We start from the raw sequence: 22,074 nt of genomic DNA on the forward strand, positions 1-22,074 counted from the left end.
ATAATCCTTAGAATGATCAATCTCTAGATCCCCTTTCTAAGATATTAATCTAAAGGTGAGTATAACCGTAAAACATCACAATTCCAAGCATAGAAGACGTGCGCTTTTTATCACTAATGGATGGGGTCACAAACTACACACTTACTACAAATAGCTTTATCTAAAGCTCTAAAAAGGATATCATATTCACAATTTTTTATTACCTAAATCAGACTCTGGAGATTTAAATGACTCACTTTGGCGTAACGCTCTCACAATTTATTATGGAGGAGCAACGTCGCTTCCCCGAAGCTACCGGTAATTTTACCCTTCTCCTTAATGATATCGCGGTTTCCTGCAAGATGATTGCGGCAGCTGTCCAAAAAGGTCAACTTGCCAATGTTATTGGTGCAACAGACAATGAAAACTGCCAAGGAGAAACGCAACAAATCTTAGATGTCATCGCAAATGAGCTTTTCATCAAAAATAATGCTAATCGCGGACATGTTGCCGCTATGGCGAGTGAAGAGATGGATGATGTCTTTAATATTCCTGAAAATGTTCCAAGAGGAAACTACCTTCTCATATTTGATCCGCTAGATGGTTCGAGCAATATTGAGATCAATGGCCCTATTGGTACCATCTTCTCAATCTTAAAAACTGATAAAAAAAATCCAACTGAAGCGGATTTCTTGCAAGAAGGAACTAAACAGGTATGTGCGGGCTACTGCCTCTATGGTTCGGCAACTATGATGGTTTTAACAATTGGATATGGGACTCATGGCTTTACGCTCGATCCTGCTATCGGTGAATTTATCCTCACTCACCCCAATATGCAGATTCCCAACACGACCTCTGAATATGCAATCAATCAGGCGAATCGAACTCTTTGGGAACCACCTATGCGCCAATATATTGATGATTGTGATCTTGGTGTTGATGGCCCTCGCAAGAAGAAATTCACAATGCGTTGGGTCGGAGCGATGGTGATGGATATCCATAGATTAATTCAACGAGGTGGTCTTTTTGCTTACCCGATGGATAGTTCACTAACAGAAAAGGGTGGGCGCCTTCGCTTAATGTACGAGGCTAATCCAATGGCCTTTTTAGTCGAACAAGCTGGCGGTATCGCATCAACAGGATATGAGCGCATTTTAGACTTAGCACCTGAGAAGCTTCATCAGCGCGTTCCTGTAATTATGGGATCATCCGATGAAATGCAGATCATCCTTGATAACCACAAAGCATATGCGAACGAAACAGGAAAAAACTTCACACACAAATGTGAAAAATATGCCTAGTTAACAAGCTATTTAAAAACGAAAGAGACGCTGATAATAACTATTGTCAGCGTTTTTTATAGCTTTTCTTCTCCTAGAACCTACACCTATTCTTGCTTCTACTATATCGGCGCCACATCAAAATCATCGATCGATCATTATAGAAACGCAGACGCTTGTGACTTAAAAAGATTGAAGCTTTAATTAGGTAATTTTAAAAAGCAGAAAAAACAGGTCATAAAATTAGCTCAAAGAGAAGATCTAAATTACAAAGAACTGAAAGAAAATCATATCGATATCTAACAAAAAGAGAAAGGAGGATGAGATTGCCGACAATCCAGGATAACTCAGACATTTAAGAAATTTTGCAAAATGTAGAATATACAGTACATTAACTGATGCGCTCTGTTACTTGCATGTAACAGCCTTTTTTAGATTCAACTAAAAATTTCACCTCAATCTAAAATTTTCAACCTCTATTTTCAAGCAAAACTATATAAGCGGTTCTAAACCATGAATATCTTAAAAAAAATCTCGCACATTATCGACACTATTAATATTGCACTAGGAAAAATTGCAATTATAGCTATTTTTCTAGCAACAATTATTTCTGCGGGAAATGCACTCTTTAGATATGCCTTCAATATGAGCTCTAATGGTATGTTAGAAGTTCAATGGTATCTCTTTGCAGTGGTGTTTTTGCTTGGATCAGGCTATACCTATCTAAAAGACCAACACATTCGGATAGATATTATCTCTAATCGTTTTTCATCAAAAGTGAAGGCGACTGTAGAGATTATTGGTATTGTCTTTTTCCTCTTTCCCGCCTTCATAATGCTTTTTTATCTCACAATTGGCCCTGCTATCAGCTCCTGGCAAATTTGGGAAATGTCCTCAAACCCTGGTGGACTTCCAAGAGCCCCTATTAAAGCATTACTTCCTGTTGGAATGTTTTTCCTTATCCTTCAAGGAGTTTCTGAACTTTGCAAAGCAATTATCACGCTTCGCACTTCTAACGACATCGCTAAACACTCGGAGCAACAGCAACAATGTTAGATTTTTTACCCCCATTAATGTTTATAGCCTTAATTCTATTTCTTTTAAAAGGCTATCCCATCGCTTTCTCATTAGCAGCTACAGGCTTACTCTTCTCACTTGTTGGTATCTCTATCGGTCAGCTCGATTTTGCGCTCCTAGGCGCACTGAGCGACCGCTTTTTCGGTATTATCAGTAATGATACCTTACTTGCGATCCCCTTTTTCACCCTGATGGGTCTCGTCTTAGAACGAACTGGAATGGCCGAAGATCTCCTCGATACCATGGGGCAACTATTCGGAAAAATGCGCGGAGGATTAGCCTATTCAGTCATCTTTGTCGGCACAATGCTTGCCGCAACAACCGGAATTGTCTCTGCTTCTGTTATTGCAATGGGATTGATCTCTCTCCCTATTATGCTTCGATATGGTTATTCTAAAAGAATCGCATCAGGGGTTATTGCAGCATCTGGCACTTTAGCGCAAATTGTTCCTCCAAGCCTTGTTTTAATTGTCCTTGGAGATCAGCTAGGCGTCTCTATTGGTGCGATGTATAAAGCTGCTCTTATTCCTAGCGCCCTACTGATCGGTGCCTATATTCTTTTTATCTTTGTTCTGACATTAGTAAAACCTCAATCTATGCCGGCAATTCCTGAAACGGCAAGAACACTACATGGAAGGGCTTTAGCAAAAAAAGTCGTAACAAGTGTCATTCCACCAGTAACGCTCATTTTCCTTGTATTAGGAACTGTTTTTCTAGGAATGGCAACTCCTACAGAAGCTGGTGCTATTGGTGCTGTTGGTGCTATGATTTTAGCAATATTTAAGAAATCGCTAACTAAAAAGCTCCTCTATCAAGCGCTCGATCAGAGTGTCAAAATTACAACTTTTGTTGTCTTTATTATGATCGGCTCTATGTTTTTCTCGCTAGCATTTACGAGCTTAAACGGAGGTATTTGGATTGAAGGGATTTTAGGAGATCTTCCCGGCGGAGTTCTTGGTTTTATTATCGCCGTTAATATCTTAATCTTCTTTGTAGCATTCTTCTTAGATTTCTTTGAAATCACCCTTATTCTAGTTCCGCTCCTGCTACCAATTGCCTCTTCTTTAGGGATAGACCTCGCCTGGTTTGGGATCATCTTAGCGATGAACATGCAGACCTCTTTCATGCACCCTCCTTTCGGCTTCTCACTCTTCTACCTTAAGTCAGTCGCACCAAAAGAGGTAACAACCAAAGATATCTACTACGGCGCAACACCTTTCCTATTGCTACAGATCATCATGGTTGTCATTTTAATCTCTTTCCCTGATATTATTAAAACTGAAAAGATTGAACGCTTTGAAGGATCAGGATCTGATATTGAGTTCAACCTCGACACCGGGATGGATAGCTTTAGTGACTTTGACGACTTTGGTGTTGATTTTTAATATTAAACTACAAACGCCTACCAGGCTTATCGATGAGCAGACAGATATAAACCATAGCTCTGCTCTTGCGCTCTATCTCTTCAGATAGAAGACGCATTCTAAAAGGGCTACCTTTAGACATTAAGCGTTAGACCTTTGATAGATTTATCGATCATGCTCTATACGTTTAATTTTACATAGATGCTAATTACATCAGCTAAATTACAATTGACAAGTTATGCTAATAGAGCATCGATGACACCTATAATTACTAATTACTAAATACTAAATACTAAATCATTATCACTAAGAGAGGATTAATCTGACTATGGAACGTCGACAATTTATCTCCCGAGCAGGGGTTATTGCAGGAGCTGGCATTGGCGCACTCGGTAGCGCAAAAGCAAGTAATAACGCTAAAGTAAAATGGCGTATGACCTCAAGCTTCCCAAGACATCTCGATCTACTTTTTGGAACATCTCAACGGTTAGCTGACTCTGTCTATGCAATGAGTGATGGGGAATTTGAGATCCAGGTCTTTGCTGCCGGCGAAATTATTCCATCAACCCAAGTTTTCGATGCAATTCAAAATGGCACTGTTGAATTAGGCCATACGACATCGAACTACTATCATGGAAAAAACAAGGCATTATCAATCGATACCTGCTTACCCTTCGGGCTTACAACACGAATGCAGAATGCTTGGTATTATGCCGGCGGTGGAACAGAGGTTTTACGAGAACTCTTTGATAAATATAATATCGTTAACTTCCCTGGCGGCAACTCAAATACACAAATGGGAGGCTGGTTTCGTAAAGAGGTGAAAACCGTTGATGATCTCAAAGGCCTTAAATTTCGTATCCCTGGCTTTGGAGGTGAAATCTTCTCTCGCCTTGGCTCAATTCCCCAAAATATTGCTGTTGGCGACATCTACTCATCACTTGAAAAGGGTACCATTGATGCAACAGAATTTGTCGGCCCCTATGATGATCAACGCTTAGGACTCCAAGAGGTTGCTCCCTACTACTATACGCCTGGATTCTGGGAAGGTTCTGCAATGCTCACCTTCTATGTCAATAAAGATGCTTGGGCAAATCTTCCTGAAAAATATAAGATTATCTTTGAGCGTGCCGCTGCTGAAGCAAATATGTGGATGTCTGCACAATATGATGCGAAAAGCCCAGAAGCATTAGCAACATTGATTCAAAATGGGGCTAAACTCCGTTCATTCTCACGCGAGATCCTACAAGCAGCTTATGATGCCGCACAAGAGATCTATGCAGAAGAAGTTGAAGTTAACGAAGACTTCAGAAGAATCTATACTCACTGGAAAGCTTTCCTTAACAAAGAGTATCAATGGTTTAGAGTCAACGAAAATATTTTCCAGCAGTTTATGTTCTCCCAATTTAGAAAACAGACAACCTAGAGAAGCCTAGAGAATATAATGGCAATATGAGTTAGCTTTATCAGATACCTCTTCTCTTCAATCACTATATATATTATGGGGAAATAAAAAGATATGAAGCGCCGCAAATTTATAGCGCAAGCAGGTTTAGTAACTGGAGGGGCCGCAAGCCTCTCTCTACTTAAAGCTGCGACACCTGCAAAAGTTAAGTGGAAGATGACCTCAAGCTTTCCACGACATCTCGATATTGTATTTGGAGGATCACAACGTTTAGCAGACTCCATTTATGAGATGAGTAATGGTGAATTTGAGATTCAAGTTTTTGCTGCCGGCGAGCTCGTTCCCTCTACACAAGTCTTTGATGCGATCCAAAATGGAACTGTAGAAGTAGGTCATAGCACCTCTAACTACTATCATGGGAAAAATAAAGCCCTCTCCATAGATACTTGCCTCCCCTTCGGTTTAACAACCAGAATGCAAAATGCTTGGTGTTATGCCGGTGGTGGAATTGAGGTTTTACGAGAACTTTTTGGAAAATATAATATCGTCAACTTTCCAGGAGGGAATTCAAATACACAAATGGGAGGCTGGTTCCGAAAAGAGGTGAAAACAGTCGATGATCTTCAAGGATTAAAATTTAGAATTCCAGGCTTTGGGGGAGAGATCTTTGCACGACTCGGTGCCATTCCTCAAAATATCCCTGTAGGAGACATCTACTCTTCACTCGAAAAGGGGACTATCGATGCAACTGAATTTGTCGGTCCCTACGATGATCAGCGCTTAGGGCTTCAAGAAGTTGCACCCTACTATTATACTCCAGGATTTTGGGAAGGATCATCGATGCTCTCTTTCTATGTCAATCAAGATGCATGGAATAACCTTCCCCAACGATACAAAACAATATTTGAACGAGCAGCCGCTGAAGTTAATATGTGGATGTCTGCGCAGTATGATGCGAAAAGCCCAGAGGCTCTAGCAACCTTGATTCAAAATGGTGCTAAACTTCGTTCATTTTCTCGAGATATTATGCAAGCTGCCTACAATGTAGCTCAAGAGATATATGTTGAAGAGTCAGAAGTAAATGAGGACTTTAGGCGAGTCTATACACACTGGAAAAACTTTCTCAATAAAGAGTATCAATGGTTTAGAGTTAATGAGAATATTTTCCAACAATTTATGTTTTCACAATTACGCAAGTAACAAGAACAATTTTTGATGACTCAGTATCGATAATCGATTAGTCATCAATATCACTTAATGAATGTCACTCAATAAAGATCGCCCTAGGAATCAGGAGATAAGAAATTAGGTAATAGAGGAATCATGGAAAGAGAGAACAAATAATCGAGAAAAGCACTTCTATTCATCTCGAATCTATATTTTGTACTTTTAATGTACTTTTCACCCATAGTATTTCCTATAATTTCGGTCTATATTGATCTATGGTATAGAAAATATTGTATTCAATATTAGCTAACATATTTTTAACATGTTTTTGTATTACATATTTATATTACTTAATTAACAACCTAGTTAACGATTTAATGATTTGACGATTTGACGATTTAATAAAAGTAGTGATGATAAACTTTTAAGAGTGATCACTTTTATTAGATCTATTGCATCTGACGCTCTATCTCTTATAAACCCTATGAGAGATAGCAACTGATCTCAATCTATCCCTTGAGATAATCTGTGCAAGGACGATTTACCCATCGAATGCAAAATGCGAAATAGATGCTTAATGACTAACAGTGGGGAGGATGCCTCTCTATCATGCTTAATTTAAGCAACTAACCTATTTAATTAACTTAACTAACCTAACCCATTTAAATTTTATCAAGAGATTAATTGGCTCGACAAACTCTACTGAGTTCTACTCTGAGCTTTTTGAAGAAGAGTCAATATCTCACAATGCATTCGACAAAGGGAGCAGTAGAGATGAAACGTCGTGATTTTATGAAAAAAGCAGGAGCAGCCGCAGCTATTTCTGGATTAGCAGCAACTTCAATGGCTAAAGCGGAAACATTTCCAAAAGTGAAATGGCGTATTGCCGCAGGTTTTCCTAAAAATCTCAATATACTATTTGCAGCATCAACAATGCTATCTGAAAAATTAGCAAAACTGACCAATGGTCAATTTGAAATTCAAGTATTTGCCCCCGGCGAACTCGTTCCTGCCAACCAAGTTTTTGATGCAGTCTCCCAAGGAACGGTCGAAGTTGGCCATACAGCCTCTTACTACTATCACGGGAAAAATACAGCGCTCTCTATTGATACTGTCTTACCATTTGGGATGAGTGCCCGAATGCAAAATGCTTGGTTTTATGCCGGCGGAGGATTAGAGATCCTTCGAAAAGTATTTGCACAATACAATATCATCAACTTCCCAGGCGGTAATACAACTGCACAGATGGGAGGATGGTTTAGAAAAGAGGTTAATACTTTAGAGGACCTTAAAGGTCTTAAGTTCCGTATTCCAGGTTTCGGTGGAGAAATTCTTTCAAGATTAGGCGTCATTCCACAAACAATCCCGGCAAGCGATGTCTACTCCTCATTAGAAAAAGGGACTATTGATGCTGCCGAGTTTGTAGGACCTTATGATGATGAAAAATTAGGACTTCAAGCCGTTGCACCCTACTACTATACACCGGGATTCTGGGAAGGCGCTGCCACTGTCTCTTTCTATGTCAATGATGCAAAATGGAATGAGCTTCCTCAGCTCTATAAAGATCTTTTTGAAACAGTATGTGCTGAAATAAATCAGTGGATGATTGCAAAATATGATGCTGAAAATCCACCCGCATTAGCGACATTAACAAAAAATGGTGCAAAACTTCACTCCTTCTCAAAAGAAATTTTAGAAGCCTCTTATGAGGTAGCTCAAGAAATCTATAAAGAGGAGTCAGCTAAAAATCCAGACTTTAAAATGGTCTACGATCACTGGAAGGCTTTCCTCAACCAAGAATACCAATGGTTTAGAATCAATGAGAATATATTTCAAAGCTTTATGACAACCCAATTGCGTAAACAAAATAGGTAAGATGTAAGCTGAATTTAAAATGGAGTTCAGGTATAATCTGCATAGAAAAATTTATTAGCAGGATATAGTGATTATAAAATGGCAACATATACAACAAATCAATTCAAAAGTGGACTAAAGATTATGCTTGATGGGGATCCATGCTCAATCATCGAAAATGAGATGGTTAAGCCTGGTAAAGGTCAAGCATTTAACCGCGTCAAAATCAGAAACCTCAAAACAGGTCGTGTTATCGAAAAGACCTTCCGTTCAGGAGAATCTGTTGAAGGTGCGGATGTCATGGATGTTGAACTCCAGTACTTGTATAACGATGGGGAATTTTGGCATTTCATGAATCCAGAAACATTTGATCAGGTCGCTGCAAATGAGAGTGCGGTAGAGGATGCAAAAAAATGGTTAATGGAGCAAGATACTTGCACTGTTACACTCTACAATGGCGCTCCACTTACGGTGACTCCGCCTAACTTCATTGAAATGAAGATTGTTGATACAGATCCTGGTCTAAAGGGTGATACTGCGGGAACAGGTGGTAAACCTGCGACGCTTGAGTCAGGTGCCGTTGTTCGTGTACCACTCTTTGTACAAATCGGTGAAGTGATCAAGGTTGACACACGCACAGGCGAGTATGTGTCTCGTGTAAACAAGTAAAAGTAATTTTTTAATGGAGACGAAGAACATGAGTTCGGAGAATGTTAATCATAAAAGGAGACGAGTCCTGAGCTATGCAACGGTAGCAGTTGCGGCTTTTGGAGCAGGATTTCTCGGGGTTCCTTTTGTTAAGTCTTGGATGCCAAGTCAACGAGCAAAAAGTGCGGGAGCACCTGTTGAGGTTGATCTATCTAAGCTTTCCCCTGGCGAGTTACTCCGTGTTGAGTGGCAAGGGAAACCGGTTTGGGTACTAAATCGTACTGAAGCAATGTTAGAACGTTTACTAACTTCCCCACCGGATGCATTAGTTGACCCTGATTCAAAAAGCGATCAACAGCCTCCATATGCTCAAAATGAGTACCGTTCAATTAAACCTGAATATCTCGTACTCGTAGGTATTTGTACTCATTTAGGTTGTTCGCCAACCTTTAGACCTGAAGTTGCACCTGCAGACTTAGGTCCATCTTGGCGTGGTGGCTTCTTCTGTGCATGTCATGGCTCACGTTTTGACCTTGCAGGACGTGTATTTAAGAATCTACCTGCTCCAATTAACTTACTTGTTCCTGATCACTACTACAAAAATGAAAACTCAATTATTGTGGGTGTTAGCGGGGAGGGGGCTTAATGACAACTCAATCTAAATCGAAATTGGCTCGTTTAGGCGACTGGATCGACTATCGATTGCCATATAAGCGTGCTTTAAGTACTCATGTCACTGAGTATTACGCACCAAAAAACTTTAACTGGCTCTATGTATTTGGTGTTTTAGCGGGCGTTATGCTTGTGAACCAAATCTTAACGGGGATTTGGTTGGTCATGTACTACAAACCCGATGGAGCACTTGGTCCTACGGGTATTCCTATTGCTTATGCATCATTAGAGACTGCGGTCATGCGGGATGCGAACTGGACATGGCTCATACGCTATATGCATGCCGTTGGTGCATCAATGTTCTTTATCGTTGTCTATATGCATATGTTCCGTGGTCTTATCTATGGTTCACACCGTAAACCTCGTGAACTGGTATGGATCTTCGGAATGTTGATCTACCTTGTTCTGATGGCTGAAGCCTTTATGGGATACGTACTCCCTTATGGTCAAATGTCATTCTGGGGTGCTCAAGTTATTATCTCACTCTTTGGTGCTATTCCCTATATTGGTGATACATTAGTGACAGGCATTCGTGGTGACTTTGTTATCTCTGAAGCGACATTAAGCCGTTTCTTTGCACTTCATGTGATTGCCCTACCACTTGTCTTAGTTGGTCTTGTTGTTGCACACATCTTAGCGTTGCACCAAGTTGGCTCTAATAACCCTGATGGTATTGAGATCAAAGATCACCTTGATGAAAATGGAAAGCCATTAGATGGTATCCCATTCCATCCTTACTACACAGTTCATGATACTTTTGCAGTAGGAATTTTCTTGATCTTCTTTGCATTGATCATCTTTTACGCTCCTGATATGTTTGGTCTCTTCTTAGAAGCACCTAACTTTGAACCTGCTAATCCATTAGCAACACCTGCACATATTGCACCTGTTTGGTACTTCACACCTTACTATACAATTTTACGTGCTGTTCCATCATGGTTTGGTACGCAAATTTGGGGTGTTTTAGCTATGGGAGCTTCAATTGCAGTTCTCTTCATCTTACCTTGGTTAGATAGAAGCCCTGTACGCTCTATTCGCTATAAAGGTGCTTTCATCAAAATTATGATTGCTCTCTTTGTTATCTGCTTTATTATCTTAGGATATTTAGGAGTGGTTCCTGCGAATGATACTCGTACACTAGTTGCACGTATCTGTACTATCTTCTACTTTGTCTTCTTCCTTGGCATGCCATGGTGGTCTAGATGGGGTAAAGTTAAACCAGTTCCAACAAGGGTGACAATGAAATGAGAAAAATCATAACTCTATTTACTAGCTGCCTCTTCTTTATGGCAGCGAGTGCAAACGCACAAACTTCTGAGGATTTAACAGCTAAAGCATTAGATCAGCTTGGTGACCCACAAATTAATGTGACGAACTACGAATCTCTTCAATCAGGCGCTAGACTCTATATGGACTACTGCCTTGCCTGTCACTCATTAGAGTTTCAACGCTACAATATTACAGCTCGTGATATTGGATTGCAGGAAGAAGATATTCAAAAGTTAATCAATACTGGTAGCTATGATCCTCGCGAAGCTGAATTTATAGCAACAAAAGATGGAGATCTCATCTATACAGCAATGGATCGTGGAGATGCTCAAATCTGGTTAGGTGTTGCACCGCCGGATCTCTCGACTATTGCTCGAGCGAAAGGTCCGGACTACATCTTTAAATATCTACTTTCATTCTATGAAGATGAAAGTCGCCCTACAGGAATGAACAACATTGCATTCCCTAATGCGGGTATGCCTCATGTTTTAGCTGAATTACAAGGGACTAATCGTCCTATAGTGGAAAAGGTAGCTATTGGTGAATGTGACCTATCACAGCCTGATGAGTGCCAATATGAGGAAGTTGTTGTAGGGCTCGAGAAGGTAACTGATGGTGCAATGACAGAATTAGAGTTCCGTAAATCTGTTAATGACCTCACTAACTTCCTTACATACGTTGCCGAGCCTGCACAGCTTGAACGTAAGAAATATGGTCCTTGGGTTCTAGGATTCTTAGTGATCTTCACAATACTTGCGTATGCTTTAAATCGTGAATATTGGAAAGATGTTAAATAAGTATTTAATGAACCCCATTCATAATTGGAAACTATAATAAACCTGTAAGGAGCAATTAAAATCTAATTGCTCCTTACTTGCGATTAAGGAGAGCATAATTATGTCAACAAGACGCACAGGATTTACCCTTTTTACGGAAAAAAACTCTTTAGATGGTGATCGAGTCAAAGTCGTCCTGCTCGAAAAAAACATCACCTGTGAGACAGTAATTGTCGACCCAACTAATCCCCCAGGTGACCTTTTAGAAGTTAATCCTCAAGTTATTCTACCTACACTTATTACTCGTGAAATCGCTATTTATCATACAGATACTATCTTAGAATTTTTAGATGAGCGCTTTCCTCACCCCCCACTACTCCCGAATGACCCTATATTACGGGCTAAGTTTCGCCTAACTATTAAAACAATTGTTAACGATTGGTATCCTCTCGTTGAAAAACTTATTGGTCGTAAAACAGCAGATAATAGAACTAATAAAGCGATCGCTGATCTTCTTGTGGCCTATTCGCCACTATTTAGTGAGACAGCCTACTTCCAAAATGAAGACTTCTCATTAATCGATGCCACAATTGCCCCTTTCTTGTGGTGGGTTAAATATTTGGATATTCCACTTCCAAAAAAGGCTCAACCTGTCTTAGATTATTACGATCGTTTATTAGAAAAAGAGAGCGTCAAAGCTGCTTTTGATAAAAAAGAGAAAACTATTTAAGGACTTTTTATGATGACCTCAAATAAGCCCTACTTTATTCGAGCCCTCTATGACTGGATACTCGATAATAATTGCACGCCCTACATTGTAGTAGATGCAACCCTTCCCTATGTCGATGTACCAGAAGAATTTATCACCGATGGTAATATTATTCTTAATGTTCTTCCATCAGCCGTAAGTAATCTTATTTTAGGCGATGAGTGGATCTCTTTTTCTGCTCGTTTTTCTGGGATCGTTCATGAAATTAACTTTCCTGTAGGGGCTGTTGCAGCAATCTATGCTCAAGAAAATGGTGAGGGAATGGGCTTTCAAACAGAGGCACTCCCTGATGATTATTTTGTAGATATGATGAAAATCACAACGCCCTCCTTCTCCAAAAAGAAGGGGCCTCAACTAGATATTATTGAGCCAGATAAAGGGCAACTGCCAACCTCTCATAAAGAGAGTTCTAAAGATGAGGAACAATCTGATAAAGAGAGCTTACAAAATAGAGATAAGGATAAAGATAGTAACAAAAATAAAAAGCCGACTCTAACAATTATCAAATAGATCAATAGATTAAAATTACAAAGATCAGGGCATTGAGTAGTATTTAAACCCTACAATAATAACTAAAACCATCCTCGTAGCATTATACTTCCTATTAAGCTACGAGGATTTTTTTATTCTCTATTATCATAATTTATCGATATTTAATGCAAAGCTGATTTTAGAAGTTTACTATGGGGCTTCCCTACATCATATTAACAACGCCTAGGTCCTCTACTCTATTTCTGAAAAGATGAAAAAAGAAAAATATGAAGATATCAAGGATGTCGTCCTAATACATGGTTTATACCAGAATACACTTATTATGAGAGTATTAGGGTATCGTCTTGAAAAACTTGGGTATCAAATACATTACTTTAAATATCCTACACTCATAACCATCTTTGAAAAAAATGTCAATTCTTTCTGTCATTATTTAGAGAGATTCTCCTCCCCTTTTGCCATTATCGGACATAGTTTAGGCTCTTTAATTATCTTAAAGAGTCTAGAAAAATCAATACATCAACAACTAAAGAGAGTCATCGCGATTACCCCTCCATTTCATGGATCCCGAATTGTCCAATATCTGACAGATCATAATGCATCCTTTCTAATCGGAAAATCTCAAAATATTCTATTACCAAACTATAATCGATATTGGAAATTCCTCATTCCTTTGGGGATTATCGCAGGAACCCACAATCAAGGTCCGACTTCTCTGCTACTAGAGTCAATCACCGATACTATTGATAAAGATTCACTAGTTGGTGATGGTACAGTCTATCTCGATGAGACCAAGTTAGAAGGGTATAGTGACTTTATTACCCTTAACCGCTCTCACTCAATGATTCTTTTTGATCCAAAGACTGCCTCATTATGCGATCACTTCATAAAACACATCTGCTTTAAATAATAAGATGATCAAACAATAGAAATAGAACAATAATCAAGAAGAATGAATTGAAACCACCGCTACATCAATCGTTCCATCAGTCACTTCTATCTCCAGCTGATCGCAGATCTTGACATCAGTAATACTTTTGACTAACTGCCCCTCTTTAGTGGTCATAGAATATCCGCGTAAAAGCGTATTGAGAGGGCTCAATAGCGTTAACTTCTCTACGGTATTGACAAACGCTTGCTCTCTTTCTTGATATTTTTTTCTAAGCGCTCTCTCCATCCGATCACTCATCATCTGAAGTCGATCTTGATGACGCGCTATCTGATCATTTAAAGAGATTCTCTTCAATCGATCATTGATAACTGAATAACGCGCCTGAAGTTGCTCTAATTGATAATGAATCGCTCTTCCTAAACCTGCTTTTAGACGAATCAATTGCTCTCTATTTTGACTTAAGCGCGATTTAGGATCTTTAAGATAGAGTCGATAGGAGAGATGATCGATCTCTTTTTCGAGCGTACGTAACTTATCCCGCATCATTTTCATTAAACGGGATTCAACTTCTGAAAGATATTGATAGAGCTCATCTCGAGATTGTGATGAATATTTTGCTGCCATAGATGGCGTTGGAGCTCGTAGATCGGCGACGAAATCAGCTATTGTAATATCTGTCTCATGCCCTACTCCTGTGATAATAGGTATCTTAGAAGCAAAGATTGCGCGAGCAACTACTTCTTCATTAAAGCACCATAAATCCTCTATACTGCCCCCTCCACGGATAAGAAGTAGAAGATCACATATATTCTCTCGATTCGCACGCTCAATTGCATTAGCGATATCATGCTCAGCCCCTCTTCCTTGTACATTAGTTGCATACAGCTTAAGAGGAATATCGGGTCTATGGGATGAGAAAACCTGTAAGACATCTTGTAACGCAGCGGCGCTTCGTGAGGTGATAATACCTATCTTACGTGGATGCTTAGGGATAATCTGCTTATAATGCGTATCAAATAACCCCTCTTCTGCAAGGCGATTTTTAAGTGCTAAAAATTGTAGATAAAGATCACCAACCCCAGCCTCTTCAACACGAGAGACTATTAACTGATACTCTCCTCGAGGCGCATAGACGGAGACTTTTCCAGTTAACTTTATTTTCTGGCCATTTGTAATCAATGAACGATAACGCTCTGCTTGAGAACGCCAGATGACAGACTTAAGCATCCCACCTTCATCTTTAAGATTAAAGTAGATATGCCCAGAACCAGGATAAGCCGCATTAGAGACCTCTCCTTCAACCTGACAATAGAAAAATGCACCTTCAAGAAGATCACGAATCGCAAAGTTGAGCGCCGTAACTGAATAGACAGCATCAGATAAATGACGTTTTTCTCGACTCTCTAGAGGATATCCCCCCCTTTCTGTGCTGAAAAGATCATGCCGACTCATAATCCTCCTCGCTTTGCCTCATTCCAATAGCGGTCTAAATCTTCGAGCGTTACTGATTTTAGTGGCGCTGTGGCGCTCTTCTCAATATAATTAAATCGACGTCTAAATTTTAGATTAGTCAATTGCAATGCTTCTTCAGGATCAATCTCTAAAAAGCGTGCTAAATTGACCAATGAGAAGAAGAGATCCCCCAACTCACTCTTCATCGCTTCTCGATCCCCGCTCTCCATTGCCTCAAAAAACTCTAAACGCTCCTCTTCAACTTTCTCAATAACAGGATCAATCTCATCCCAGTCAAAACCTACTGTCGCAGCTTTTTTCTGTAATAATTCTGCCTGTCTTAAAGGAGAGAGAGCTCTGGGGATTCCCGAGAGTAATGATGGATTGACCTCTACTCTCTTCTCTGCTCGCTCTTCTGCTTTGATACGAGCCCAATCAGCCTTCTGTTCAACGATTGAATGGTACTGCTTTCCGGCAAAAACATGGGGATGTCTACGTATTATCTTCTCATTGAGACGCGCCATCACATCACTGAAATCGAAAGCTTCTCGCTCCTTTGCAATTTCACAATGGAGAAGGATCTGTAGCAATAGATCCGCGAGCTCCTCTTCTAATGCAGCTTCTCTAATCTGCTTTTGATCATTAATACAAGGCTCTTCTATTTTATCATTAATATTCTCTTGCCGAGCTATCTGATCCGCTTCGGTTAATTCAACAATAGCATCAATCACTTCAGCGGCTTCTTCTTTTAAATAGGGAATCAGAGAAAGATGCGTCTGCGCACGATCCCAAGGGCAACCATCCTCAGCCCGCAATCGAGCCATCGTCTCTAATAAGTGATCTAATCTCTCTCTATGAGCCATGATGCTTTCCTACTCCCTATTCTTATTGATTAGCTTAATGCCACTATTAATGCCACTAATTTACAACTAATGATGGGGCTTATGATACCCGTTATATTGTTATTTTTAAATAAAACTAAAGACCGAATAGCATCCTAATAATCTGATCAAAGTATCTTTCAAAATATCTTTCAAAGTGAATGATGAGATAAGATGCCAAAATTTGACTTTTAGAAAGTAATTGACCTAAAAATAGATACCCACAGATACTGTGGATAACCTTGTGTATAACTCTATGATAAGGAGCATAAAGGGCATTAAAATGGCTCATCTATTAAAATGACCAATAATTAGACACCTCTCTAAAGCTAGTAATATCAATCGATTTCACAAATCATAAACTCACAAAAGTCAAATAGCGACATAACCCTCTAATTATCGAGCTTTTGAAAAGATGTTAATAAGTCAAGCTAATTTTAGATCTTTTTTTCTGTTTTTTTCACAATGAGAGACGCGTTAAAAAGTGGTGCAATCTTTGAACAACTTCCTATTTTCTTCATCAAATTTTTTTCTCTTTTTAGGTGAAAAACCCAAATCAATGATCACTAATTTAATTCTTCGCGCCAAACGCACCCTATTGCTATAATCTCTCCCATTAATCAATGGAGTCTTATAAAAAACTATTTTAATCGCTCCATTCAATTATTCTATTCAACTTTCATTTACAGAAGAGAGCATTAAATTAATTATGAGTTATACCATTATCATCCCCGCACGATTAAAGTCGACTCGCCTTCCTAATAAAATGTTACGCGACCTTGCCGGCAAGCCTCTTATAGAGTGGACCTGGGAGGCAGCATTGAAGAGCGATGCGAAGCGCATTATCGTTGCGACGGATAGTGATGCAATCTATCATCATTTAAAAGCTTTAGGCGCAGAAGTCATTATGACAAAAGATTCCCATGAATCTGGAACTGATCGTCTCAGCGAAGTCTCTCAAAAACTAGAATTCCCCGATGATGAAATCATTGTTAATTGGCAAGGGGATGAGCCTTTTCTACCCACTAATTTAATCGATCTTGCAGCAACAGCCCTCAAAGAAAACCCTTCTGTTGCAATGAGTACATTGGCAACCCCGATTCATCAATGGGAAGAAGTTCATAATCCTAATGCCGTAAAAGTTGTTCTCAATGAAGCTGATGAAGCACTCTACTTCTCAAGAGCTGCAATTCCTTACCAGAGAGATGCAATGCCGGTAACAGGGGTAATTGAAGACTCTCCCTATCTACGTCATATAGGTCTATATGCTTATCGTGCGAGTTTTCTCAATGCCTATCCCCATCTAATCCCCTCCCATCTTGAGTCTTTAGAGAAATTAGAGCAGCTCAAAGCCCTGGCGAACAATTATAAAATTGCTGTCGCAATCACTACAGAAGCACCCCCTGCCGGTATCGATACTGAAGCTGATCTAATCACAGCAGAATCTTGGATTCACTCTTTAGGCTCCCTCAAATAAGCATCTCGACTAAATCATAGACTAAACTCACGGTCGGCTTAATACTTAAAAATTTAGGAGATTATCCATGTTTCTCAACAACCTCTCTTTTCAACGCTTCTCATCTGCTCTATTTCGTAAAATTACACGTATCAAAACAGCATGGTTTAAAAACCTTTTCATCTCCCAATTTGCGAAAATCTACAAGATCGCTTGGCAAGATTATGAGCGTCAAAGTCCAGAACAGTTTATTAACTTCAACGATTTTTTTACCCGTGAGTTAAAAGAGGGGGCTCGCCCCATAAGCGACGCAGCGCTCATCTCCCCTGCTGATGGGAAAATTGCAGCAAGTGGAGCATTAGATAAGACTCAATTTATCCATGCCAAAGGTCACAACTTCACCTTAGAGTCATTAATTGCTGATCCCCAATTAGCAGACACTTTTAAAGATGGTTCTTTTGCAACAATCTATCTTTCACCAAGGGATTACCATCGTATCCATATGCCAGTGGATGGAACCCTTCTACGGACCATTCATATCCCGGGGAAACTCTATAGTGTCTCCTTAAAGACTGCTGAAAAAATCCCCGCTCTTTTTGCGGAAAATGAGCGTCACGTCTCACTCTTTGAGACCCCCTATGGCAAGATGATCGTTATCTTAGTCGGTGCCATTAATGTCTCTAGTATTGAAACTGTCTGGTCAGGAACCGTTACACCACCCTATGGCAAATTACTACAATATAGTGATTATCAAAAAGAGGGGATCTCCTTGAAAAAAGGGGAAGAGATGGGTCGCTTCAATATGGGATCAACAGCAATCGTTATTACAGAGAAAGGGAATTTAATGCTCGATCCTCTCATCAAAGAGTATCAGCCCATTAAACTTGGTGAACCGCTCTTTCATCTTCAAGAGGAGAGCTTCTAGCACTTCTCCGCTCTTTCCCCTTTCTTTTATAAATCTTAACAGGTATAATGCTTTGCTTGATTTTGAGTCTTTTAATGAGATGGTGCTTTCTAAGCTTTTTAGTTACTGAAAAAGTTTAAAAAAAATAGTGCCAATCAAACTACAAGACTCTAGGTCTCCTTGTCTTTTAAGTTGTGTTTAGAAGACTTTAAATATTTTTTAAATCCATAAGGAGCATGAATAATGCGTCATTACGAAGTAGTATTTCTGGTTCATCCAGACCAAAGTGAACAAGTTCCTGCAATGATCGATCGCTACAAAGCAATCGTGACTGATAATGGTGGCGTAGTCCATCGTTTAGAAGATTGGGGCCGTCGCCAATTAGCATATCCTATTCAAAAAATTCATAAAGCACACTACGTTCTTATGAACATTGAATGTGATAAAGCCTCTTTAGAAGAGCTACAAAGCGCATTCCGTTTTAACGATGCGGTTATCCGTGATCTTATCATCAACAAAGAAGAAGCGGAAACTGAACCATCTGTTGTTGCAGCAAAACCTGAGCGTCATCATGACAATCGTGAAGTTGAAGCTGAAAGCAACGATGATGCTGACAACGCAGATAGCGAAGAAGCATAAGCATCGGATCTCTTTTAAAATATAGACAAAAGGTAATAAAATTATGTCACGTTATGTTCGTCGTAGAAAATATTGTCGTTTTACCGCTGAAGGCGTTAAAGAAATCGACTATAAAGATATTAATCTCTTAAAAAATTATGTTACAGAGACAGGTAAAATCGTACCTAGCCGTGTAACGGGTACAAGCGCACGCTATCAGCGTCAGCTCGCAACTGCAATTAAACGTGCTCGCTACATTGCATTGCTCCCATACACTGATCAACACTAATTTGTCCAAAGGGAGATAATCAATGAAAGTTATTCTTTTAGAAAAAATTGAAAATTTAGGTTCTCTTGGCGACATGGTCGATGTTAAGCCAGGATTTGCACGTAACTACCTTCTTCCACAAGGTCTTGCGACTGAAGCGACTGAAGCTAACGTTGCTCGCTTTGAAGAGCGTCGTGCAGAACTCGAGCAGAAACAAGCTGAAGTATTAGCGGAAGCAACTGCACGTGGTGAAAAACTTGCTGGTTTAGTGATGACTATCGCTGCAAACGCAGGTTCAGAAGGTCGTCTATTCGGTTCAGTAACAGCTCAAGATATCGCAACTCTTATTACAGATGCAGGTGTACCTGTTGAGCGTAAAGAAGTTCGTATCCATGATGGTGCAATCCGTTCACTCGGCGAGCACACGGTTACACTTCACCTCCACGCTGATGTGAATGTTGAAATCACTGTTAACGTAACAGCTGAATAATCGATTAGGTTTTAAAGCTACATACATATTAGTAGCTTTAAAATTCAGATCAAAACATCAATAATAAAATTCATCCTAAGACAATGAATCAAAAAAGCCCACTCAATAGTGGGCTTTCTCTTATCTACCTTATCTATTCTATCTACCTCATCTGCTATTCCTACTATTATCCTTAATGTAGAATGTAGAGTGTAGAGTGTAGAGCTACATTATAAATCATCTTGGAAATCATGAATCGGAGATTACAGATTCTGAATTCTAGATTCTAGATTCTAGATTCTAGATTCTAGATTTATAAATGGAGTAGAGATTCTCCTTGAGGGGCAACCTGATCTGCTTTGATCGGTTTTTCAATGCCTCCCCACTCAGCTCTCACCCAATTAAGAAGATCGGCAATCTCCTTAGCGGTTAATGCACCTTCAAACCCTGGCATAGCGTACATACGCTCCCCATTAGAGTAGGAGGTTGTGGGTATTCCATTGAGTACAACGGCAATTAGAGTTTGTGGATTCTCCATCATCACGATCGCATCTCCCTCTAATGCAGGCGCTACATGTGGAATTCCCTTGCCCTCTATCCCATGACAAGTCGCACAAGCAGCTAAATAATTCTCTCGACCCGCTACAAGATCTGCCTGTTTCATCGCTCCTATAATTTGATTAGTCATAATTGGAGAGCGCTTAGGCGAAAGAATCTTCCCCCCTTTATCGGTAAGAAGATAGGTTGCCATAGCAATCACATCTTGACGATTCATCTGACTTGTCGAGAAATGGGTCACTGTCTCCATTCCCGCAAAAGAATCCCCTTCCGGCGCAATTCCAGTTGCTAAATACTCAGTAAGATCTTCTAATGAGTAACCTCTTTTCGCCAATGTCTCAGCTGTAATATCAGGAATCGCTAACCCATCTTCAAATCCTCCGGTCAATGCCGCTTTAAAATCCACCCCCATCATAAAATTTCTAGGAGAGTGGCAAGCGCCACAATGTGCTAATCCCTCAACGAGATAAGCACCTCGATTCCATACTTCAGAACGATTAGGATCATGCGGTGCCAATCGATCTGGAAAGTTAAAGAGTGTCCAAAAATTCAAAAATGGGCGTACGGGCCAAGCAAATACCCCACTATTTTGAGCATTAGGAATTGCTAAAGGAGGAATACTCATCAAGTAAGCGTAAAGCGCATCGATATCTTCATCAGTCGTAATATGGGTAAAGACGTAAGGCATTGCCGGATAGAGATTTCCACGCTCTTTTCCAACACCATCTTTTAATGCACGATGAAAATCTTCCCGCGTATAGTTACCAATTCCATATCTCTTATCAGGAGTAATATTGGTAGAGTAGATCGTTCCTAATGGTGCCATTGTAATCGGAACACCCCCTGCTCCCATCTCTCCTCCTTCCCGGGTATGACAACCAAAACAATCTCCAGCAAGCGCTAGCTCTCGCCCTTTAGGTATCAATGCTTCCATCTCTGCTTCACTCAAAGTACCTTTAGTAGTCACAGAATCTTGACGAAACACACCGATTAGGATTAATACCGCTAAGATAATCAGCAATAATAAGAGCCAGATGAGCCAGCGCTTTAAGCTCCCTTTCTGCTTACTGCGACGATAATAATCGATATCTTCAACATAACGCATCTTCTACTCCTTAATCGATAACACAACCGGGGGTGGCTAAGGCGACATCCCGAATTGCTTCATAATAACGGACATACCCTGTACAACGGCAGATATGATCATTGAGAGCCTCCTCAATGGCTTTTTCTAGATTAGCTCTCTTAATGGGGTGGCGATTTAAGCGATCTAAAAAGACAGTTGCACCCGCAACAAATCCTGGCGCACAATAACCACATTGAAAAGCAAAATTATCAATAAAAGCCTGTTGAATAGGCGTTAAGATCAATACTCCATCTTTTTTTGTCGCTTGCCCCTCAATCGTCACAATATTTTTGCCGGCAAAATAGTGCGCTCCAAAGATACATGTTCTCGTTTCACTTTTTGACCCATCAGGATGAATCTCCATAACAGTACAGGCATGGCAAATCCCCTGTCCACAGCCGAAATGAGTTCCTGTTAAATCGAGATACTCATGTAAAAAGTCGATCATTGTCATCGTCAATGGTACTTCAATCGGTCCAACCTCTTCCCCATTAATTGTGAGTGTAAGAGGTTTACGCTCAATTGCAGGATAACGTTGCTGAATCTTTTCACTATCAAAGTGCTCTTTCACTATATGGCTCTTCTCGTCATGATTTTGTTGATCATTTTTTTGTAGATCTAATCCTTGTTCATCTAATCCTTGTTGATTCGATAAAGTGCCCACTTGATGCTCTTTCTCTATCTCTCTACTCATCTTT

The 22,074-nt window shown here is 39.9% G+C and carries 21 protein-coding genes and 1 pseudogene; 18 read left to right on the top strand and 4 right to left on the bottom strand.

The genetic code is table 11. The features are described 5' to 3' along the window. Nucleotides 1–227 precede the first annotated feature (227 nt). The 13 genes and pseudogenes from DC077_RS09245 to DC077_RS09305 all read left to right on the top strand — a co-directional run bounded on the left by DC077_RS09245 (nt 228) and on the right by DC077_RS09305 (nt 13,662). Nucleotides 228–1,280: a class 1 fructose-bisphosphatase gene (locus DC077_RS09245; RefSeq protein ID WP_109217987.1), complete on the top strand. Its 1,053-nt coding sequence runs from the start codon at nt 228–230 to the stop codon at nt 1,278–1,280. Nucleotides 1,281–1,772: 492 nt separating this feature from the next. Continuing rightward, nucleotides 1,773–2,315 (top strand): TRAP transporter small permease subunit, encoded by a 543-nt coding sequence (locus DC077_RS09250; protein WP_109217988.1) that lies wholly within the window; start codon nt 1,773–1,775, stop codon nt 2,313–2,315. Further along, nucleotides 2,309–3,721, top strand: a complete 1,413-nt coding sequence (locus tag DC077_RS09255; protein WP_109217989.1) for a TRAP transporter large permease — start codon at nt 2,309–2,311, stop codon at nt 3,719–3,721. The genes DC077_RS09250 and DC077_RS09255 overlap by 7 nt, the downstream gene beginning before the upstream one ends. Before the next feature lie 307 nt (nt 3,722–4,028). After that, on the top strand, nt 4,029–5,126 hold the full coding sequence (locus DC077_RS09260; protein ID WP_109202116.1) for a TRAP transporter substrate-binding protein: 1,098 nt from the start codon (nt 4,029–4,031) through the stop codon (nt 5,124–5,126). Between the two features lie 93 nt (nt 5,127–5,219). Next, the gene (locus DC077_RS09265; protein ID WP_109202117.1) at nt 5,220–6,305 is read left to right on the top strand and encodes a TRAP transporter substrate-binding protein; all 1,086 of its coding nucleotides are present in this window, start codon (nt 5,220–5,222) and stop codon (nt 6,303–6,305) included. Between the two features lie 741 nt (nt 6,306–7,046). Continuing rightward, nucleotides 7,047–8,147, top strand: coding sequence for a TRAP transporter substrate-binding protein (locus DC077_RS09270; RefSeq protein ID WP_109202148.1), 1,101 nt, complete (start codon nt 7,047–7,049; stop codon nt 8,145–8,147). A 78-nt stretch (nt 8,148–8,225) separates the two neighbouring features. Beyond that, nucleotides 8,226–8,795 carry an elongation factor P gene (gene efp / locus DC077_RS09275; protein WP_094568475.1) on the top strand — a complete coding sequence of 190 codons (570 nt, stop codon included), beginning with the start codon at nt 8,226–8,228 and terminating at the stop codon, nt 8,793–8,795. 28 nt (nt 8,796–8,823) lie between these two features. Then, nucleotides 8,824–9,420 carry a ubiquinol-cytochrome c reductase iron-sulfur subunit gene (gene petA / locus DC077_RS09280; protein ID WP_109202118.1) on the top strand — a complete coding sequence of 199 codons (597 nt, stop codon included), beginning with the start codon at nt 8,824–8,826 and terminating at the stop codon, nt 9,418–9,420. Beyond that, a pseudogene (locus tag DC077_RS09285) lies at nt 9,420–10,688 on the top strand (cytochrome b); the annotation flags it as partial. The gene petA and the pseudogene DC077_RS09285, both read left to right, overlap by 1 nt. 2 nt (nt 10,689–10,690) lie before the next feature. Next, on the top strand, nt 10,691–11,512 hold the full coding sequence (locus DC077_RS09290) for a cytochrome c1 (RefSeq protein ID WP_109202120.1): 822 nt from the start codon (nt 10,691–10,693) through the stop codon (nt 11,510–11,512). A gap of 100 nt (nt 11,513–11,612) precedes the next feature. Then, on the top strand, nt 11,613–12,221 hold the full coding sequence (locus tag DC077_RS09295) for a glutathione S-transferase N-terminal domain-containing protein (protein ID WP_094568479.1): 609 nt from the start codon (nt 11,613–11,615) through the stop codon (nt 12,219–12,221). A gap of 9 nt (nt 12,222–12,230) precedes the next feature. Further along, entirely contained in the window at nt 12,231–12,770 is a 540-nt protein-coding gene (locus DC077_RS09300; RefSeq protein WP_109202121.1) for a ClpXP protease specificity-enhancing factor, read from the top strand. A 232-nt stretch (nt 12,771–13,002) separates the two neighbouring features. Beyond that, a complete protein-coding gene (locus DC077_RS09305) occupies nt 13,003–13,662 on the top strand; it encodes an esterase/lipase family protein (protein WP_109202122.1) in 660 nt (219 codons plus the stop codon). 33 nt (nt 13,663–13,695) lie between these two features. On the opposite strand, the gene xseA is transcribed toward DC077_RS09305, so the two are convergent. Both xseA and mazG read right to left on the bottom strand, forming a co-directional pair. Beyond that, nucleotides 13,696–15,096 (bottom strand): exodeoxyribonuclease VII large subunit, encoded by a 1,401-nt coding sequence (xseA, locus tag DC077_RS09310; RefSeq protein ID WP_109202123.1) that lies wholly within the window; start codon nt 15,094–15,096, stop codon nt 13,696–13,698. Beyond that, entirely contained in the window at nt 15,093–15,959 is an 867-nt protein-coding gene (gene mazG / locus DC077_RS09315; protein ID WP_109202124.1) for a nucleoside triphosphate pyrophosphohydrolase, read from the bottom strand. The genes xseA and mazG overlap by 4 nt, the downstream gene beginning before the upstream one ends. Nucleotides 15,960–16,686: 727 nt before the next feature. Here mazG and kdsB point away from each other — a divergent pair. The 5 genes from kdsB to rplI all read left to right on the top strand — a co-directional run bounded on the left by kdsB (nt 16,687) and on the right by rplI (nt 19,713). Then, nucleotides 16,687–17,454, top strand: a complete 768-nt coding sequence (gene kdsB / locus DC077_RS09320) for a 3-deoxy-manno-octulosonate cytidylyltransferase (protein WP_109217990.1) — start codon at nt 16,687–16,689, stop codon at nt 17,452–17,454. Nucleotides 17,455–17,521: 67 nt separating this feature from the next. Beyond that, entirely contained in the window at nt 17,522–18,358 is an 837-nt protein-coding gene (asd, locus tag DC077_RS09325; RefSeq protein WP_109217991.1) for an archaetidylserine decarboxylase, read from the top strand. 222 nt (nt 18,359–18,580) lie between these two features. Beyond that, nucleotides 18,581–18,976, top strand: coding sequence for a 30S ribosomal protein S6 (gene rpsF, locus DC077_RS09330; protein ID WP_094568486.1), 396 nt, complete (start codon nt 18,581–18,583; stop codon nt 18,974–18,976). Between the two features lie 43 nt (nt 18,977–19,019). Then, nucleotides 19,020–19,244, top strand: coding sequence for a 30S ribosomal protein S18 (gene rpsR, locus DC077_RS09335; RefSeq protein ID WP_094568487.1), 225 nt, complete (start codon nt 19,020–19,022; stop codon nt 19,242–19,244). 22 nt (nt 19,245–19,266) lie between these two features. Then, complete coding sequence (rplI, locus tag DC077_RS09340) at nt 19,267–19,713, top strand: 50S ribosomal protein L9 (RefSeq protein WP_094568488.1); 447 nt, start codon at nt 19,267–19,269, stop codon at nt 19,711–19,713. Between the two features lie 292 nt (nt 19,714–20,005). Here rplI and DC077_RS09345 read toward each other — a convergent pair whose 3' ends face one another. Then, nucleotides 20,006–21,355, bottom strand: coding sequence for a cytochrome c (locus DC077_RS09345; RefSeq protein WP_109217992.1), 1,350 nt, complete (start codon nt 21,353–21,355; stop codon nt 20,006–20,008). A 10-nt stretch (nt 21,356–21,365) separates the two neighbouring features. Then, nucleotides 21,366–21,920, bottom strand: a complete 555-nt coding sequence (locus DC077_RS09350; protein WP_239990399.1) for a (2Fe-2S)-binding protein — start codon at nt 21,918–21,920, stop codon at nt 21,366–21,368. Between the last annotated feature and the right edge of the window lie 154 nt (nt 21,921–22,074).

Origin of the sequence: Ignatzschineria cameli (genome assembly GCF_003121895.1) — a bacterium.
Taxonomy (GTDB): domain Bacteria; phylum Pseudomonadota; class Gammaproteobacteria; order Cardiobacteriales; family Wohlfahrtiimonadaceae; genus Ignatzschineria; species Ignatzschineria cameli.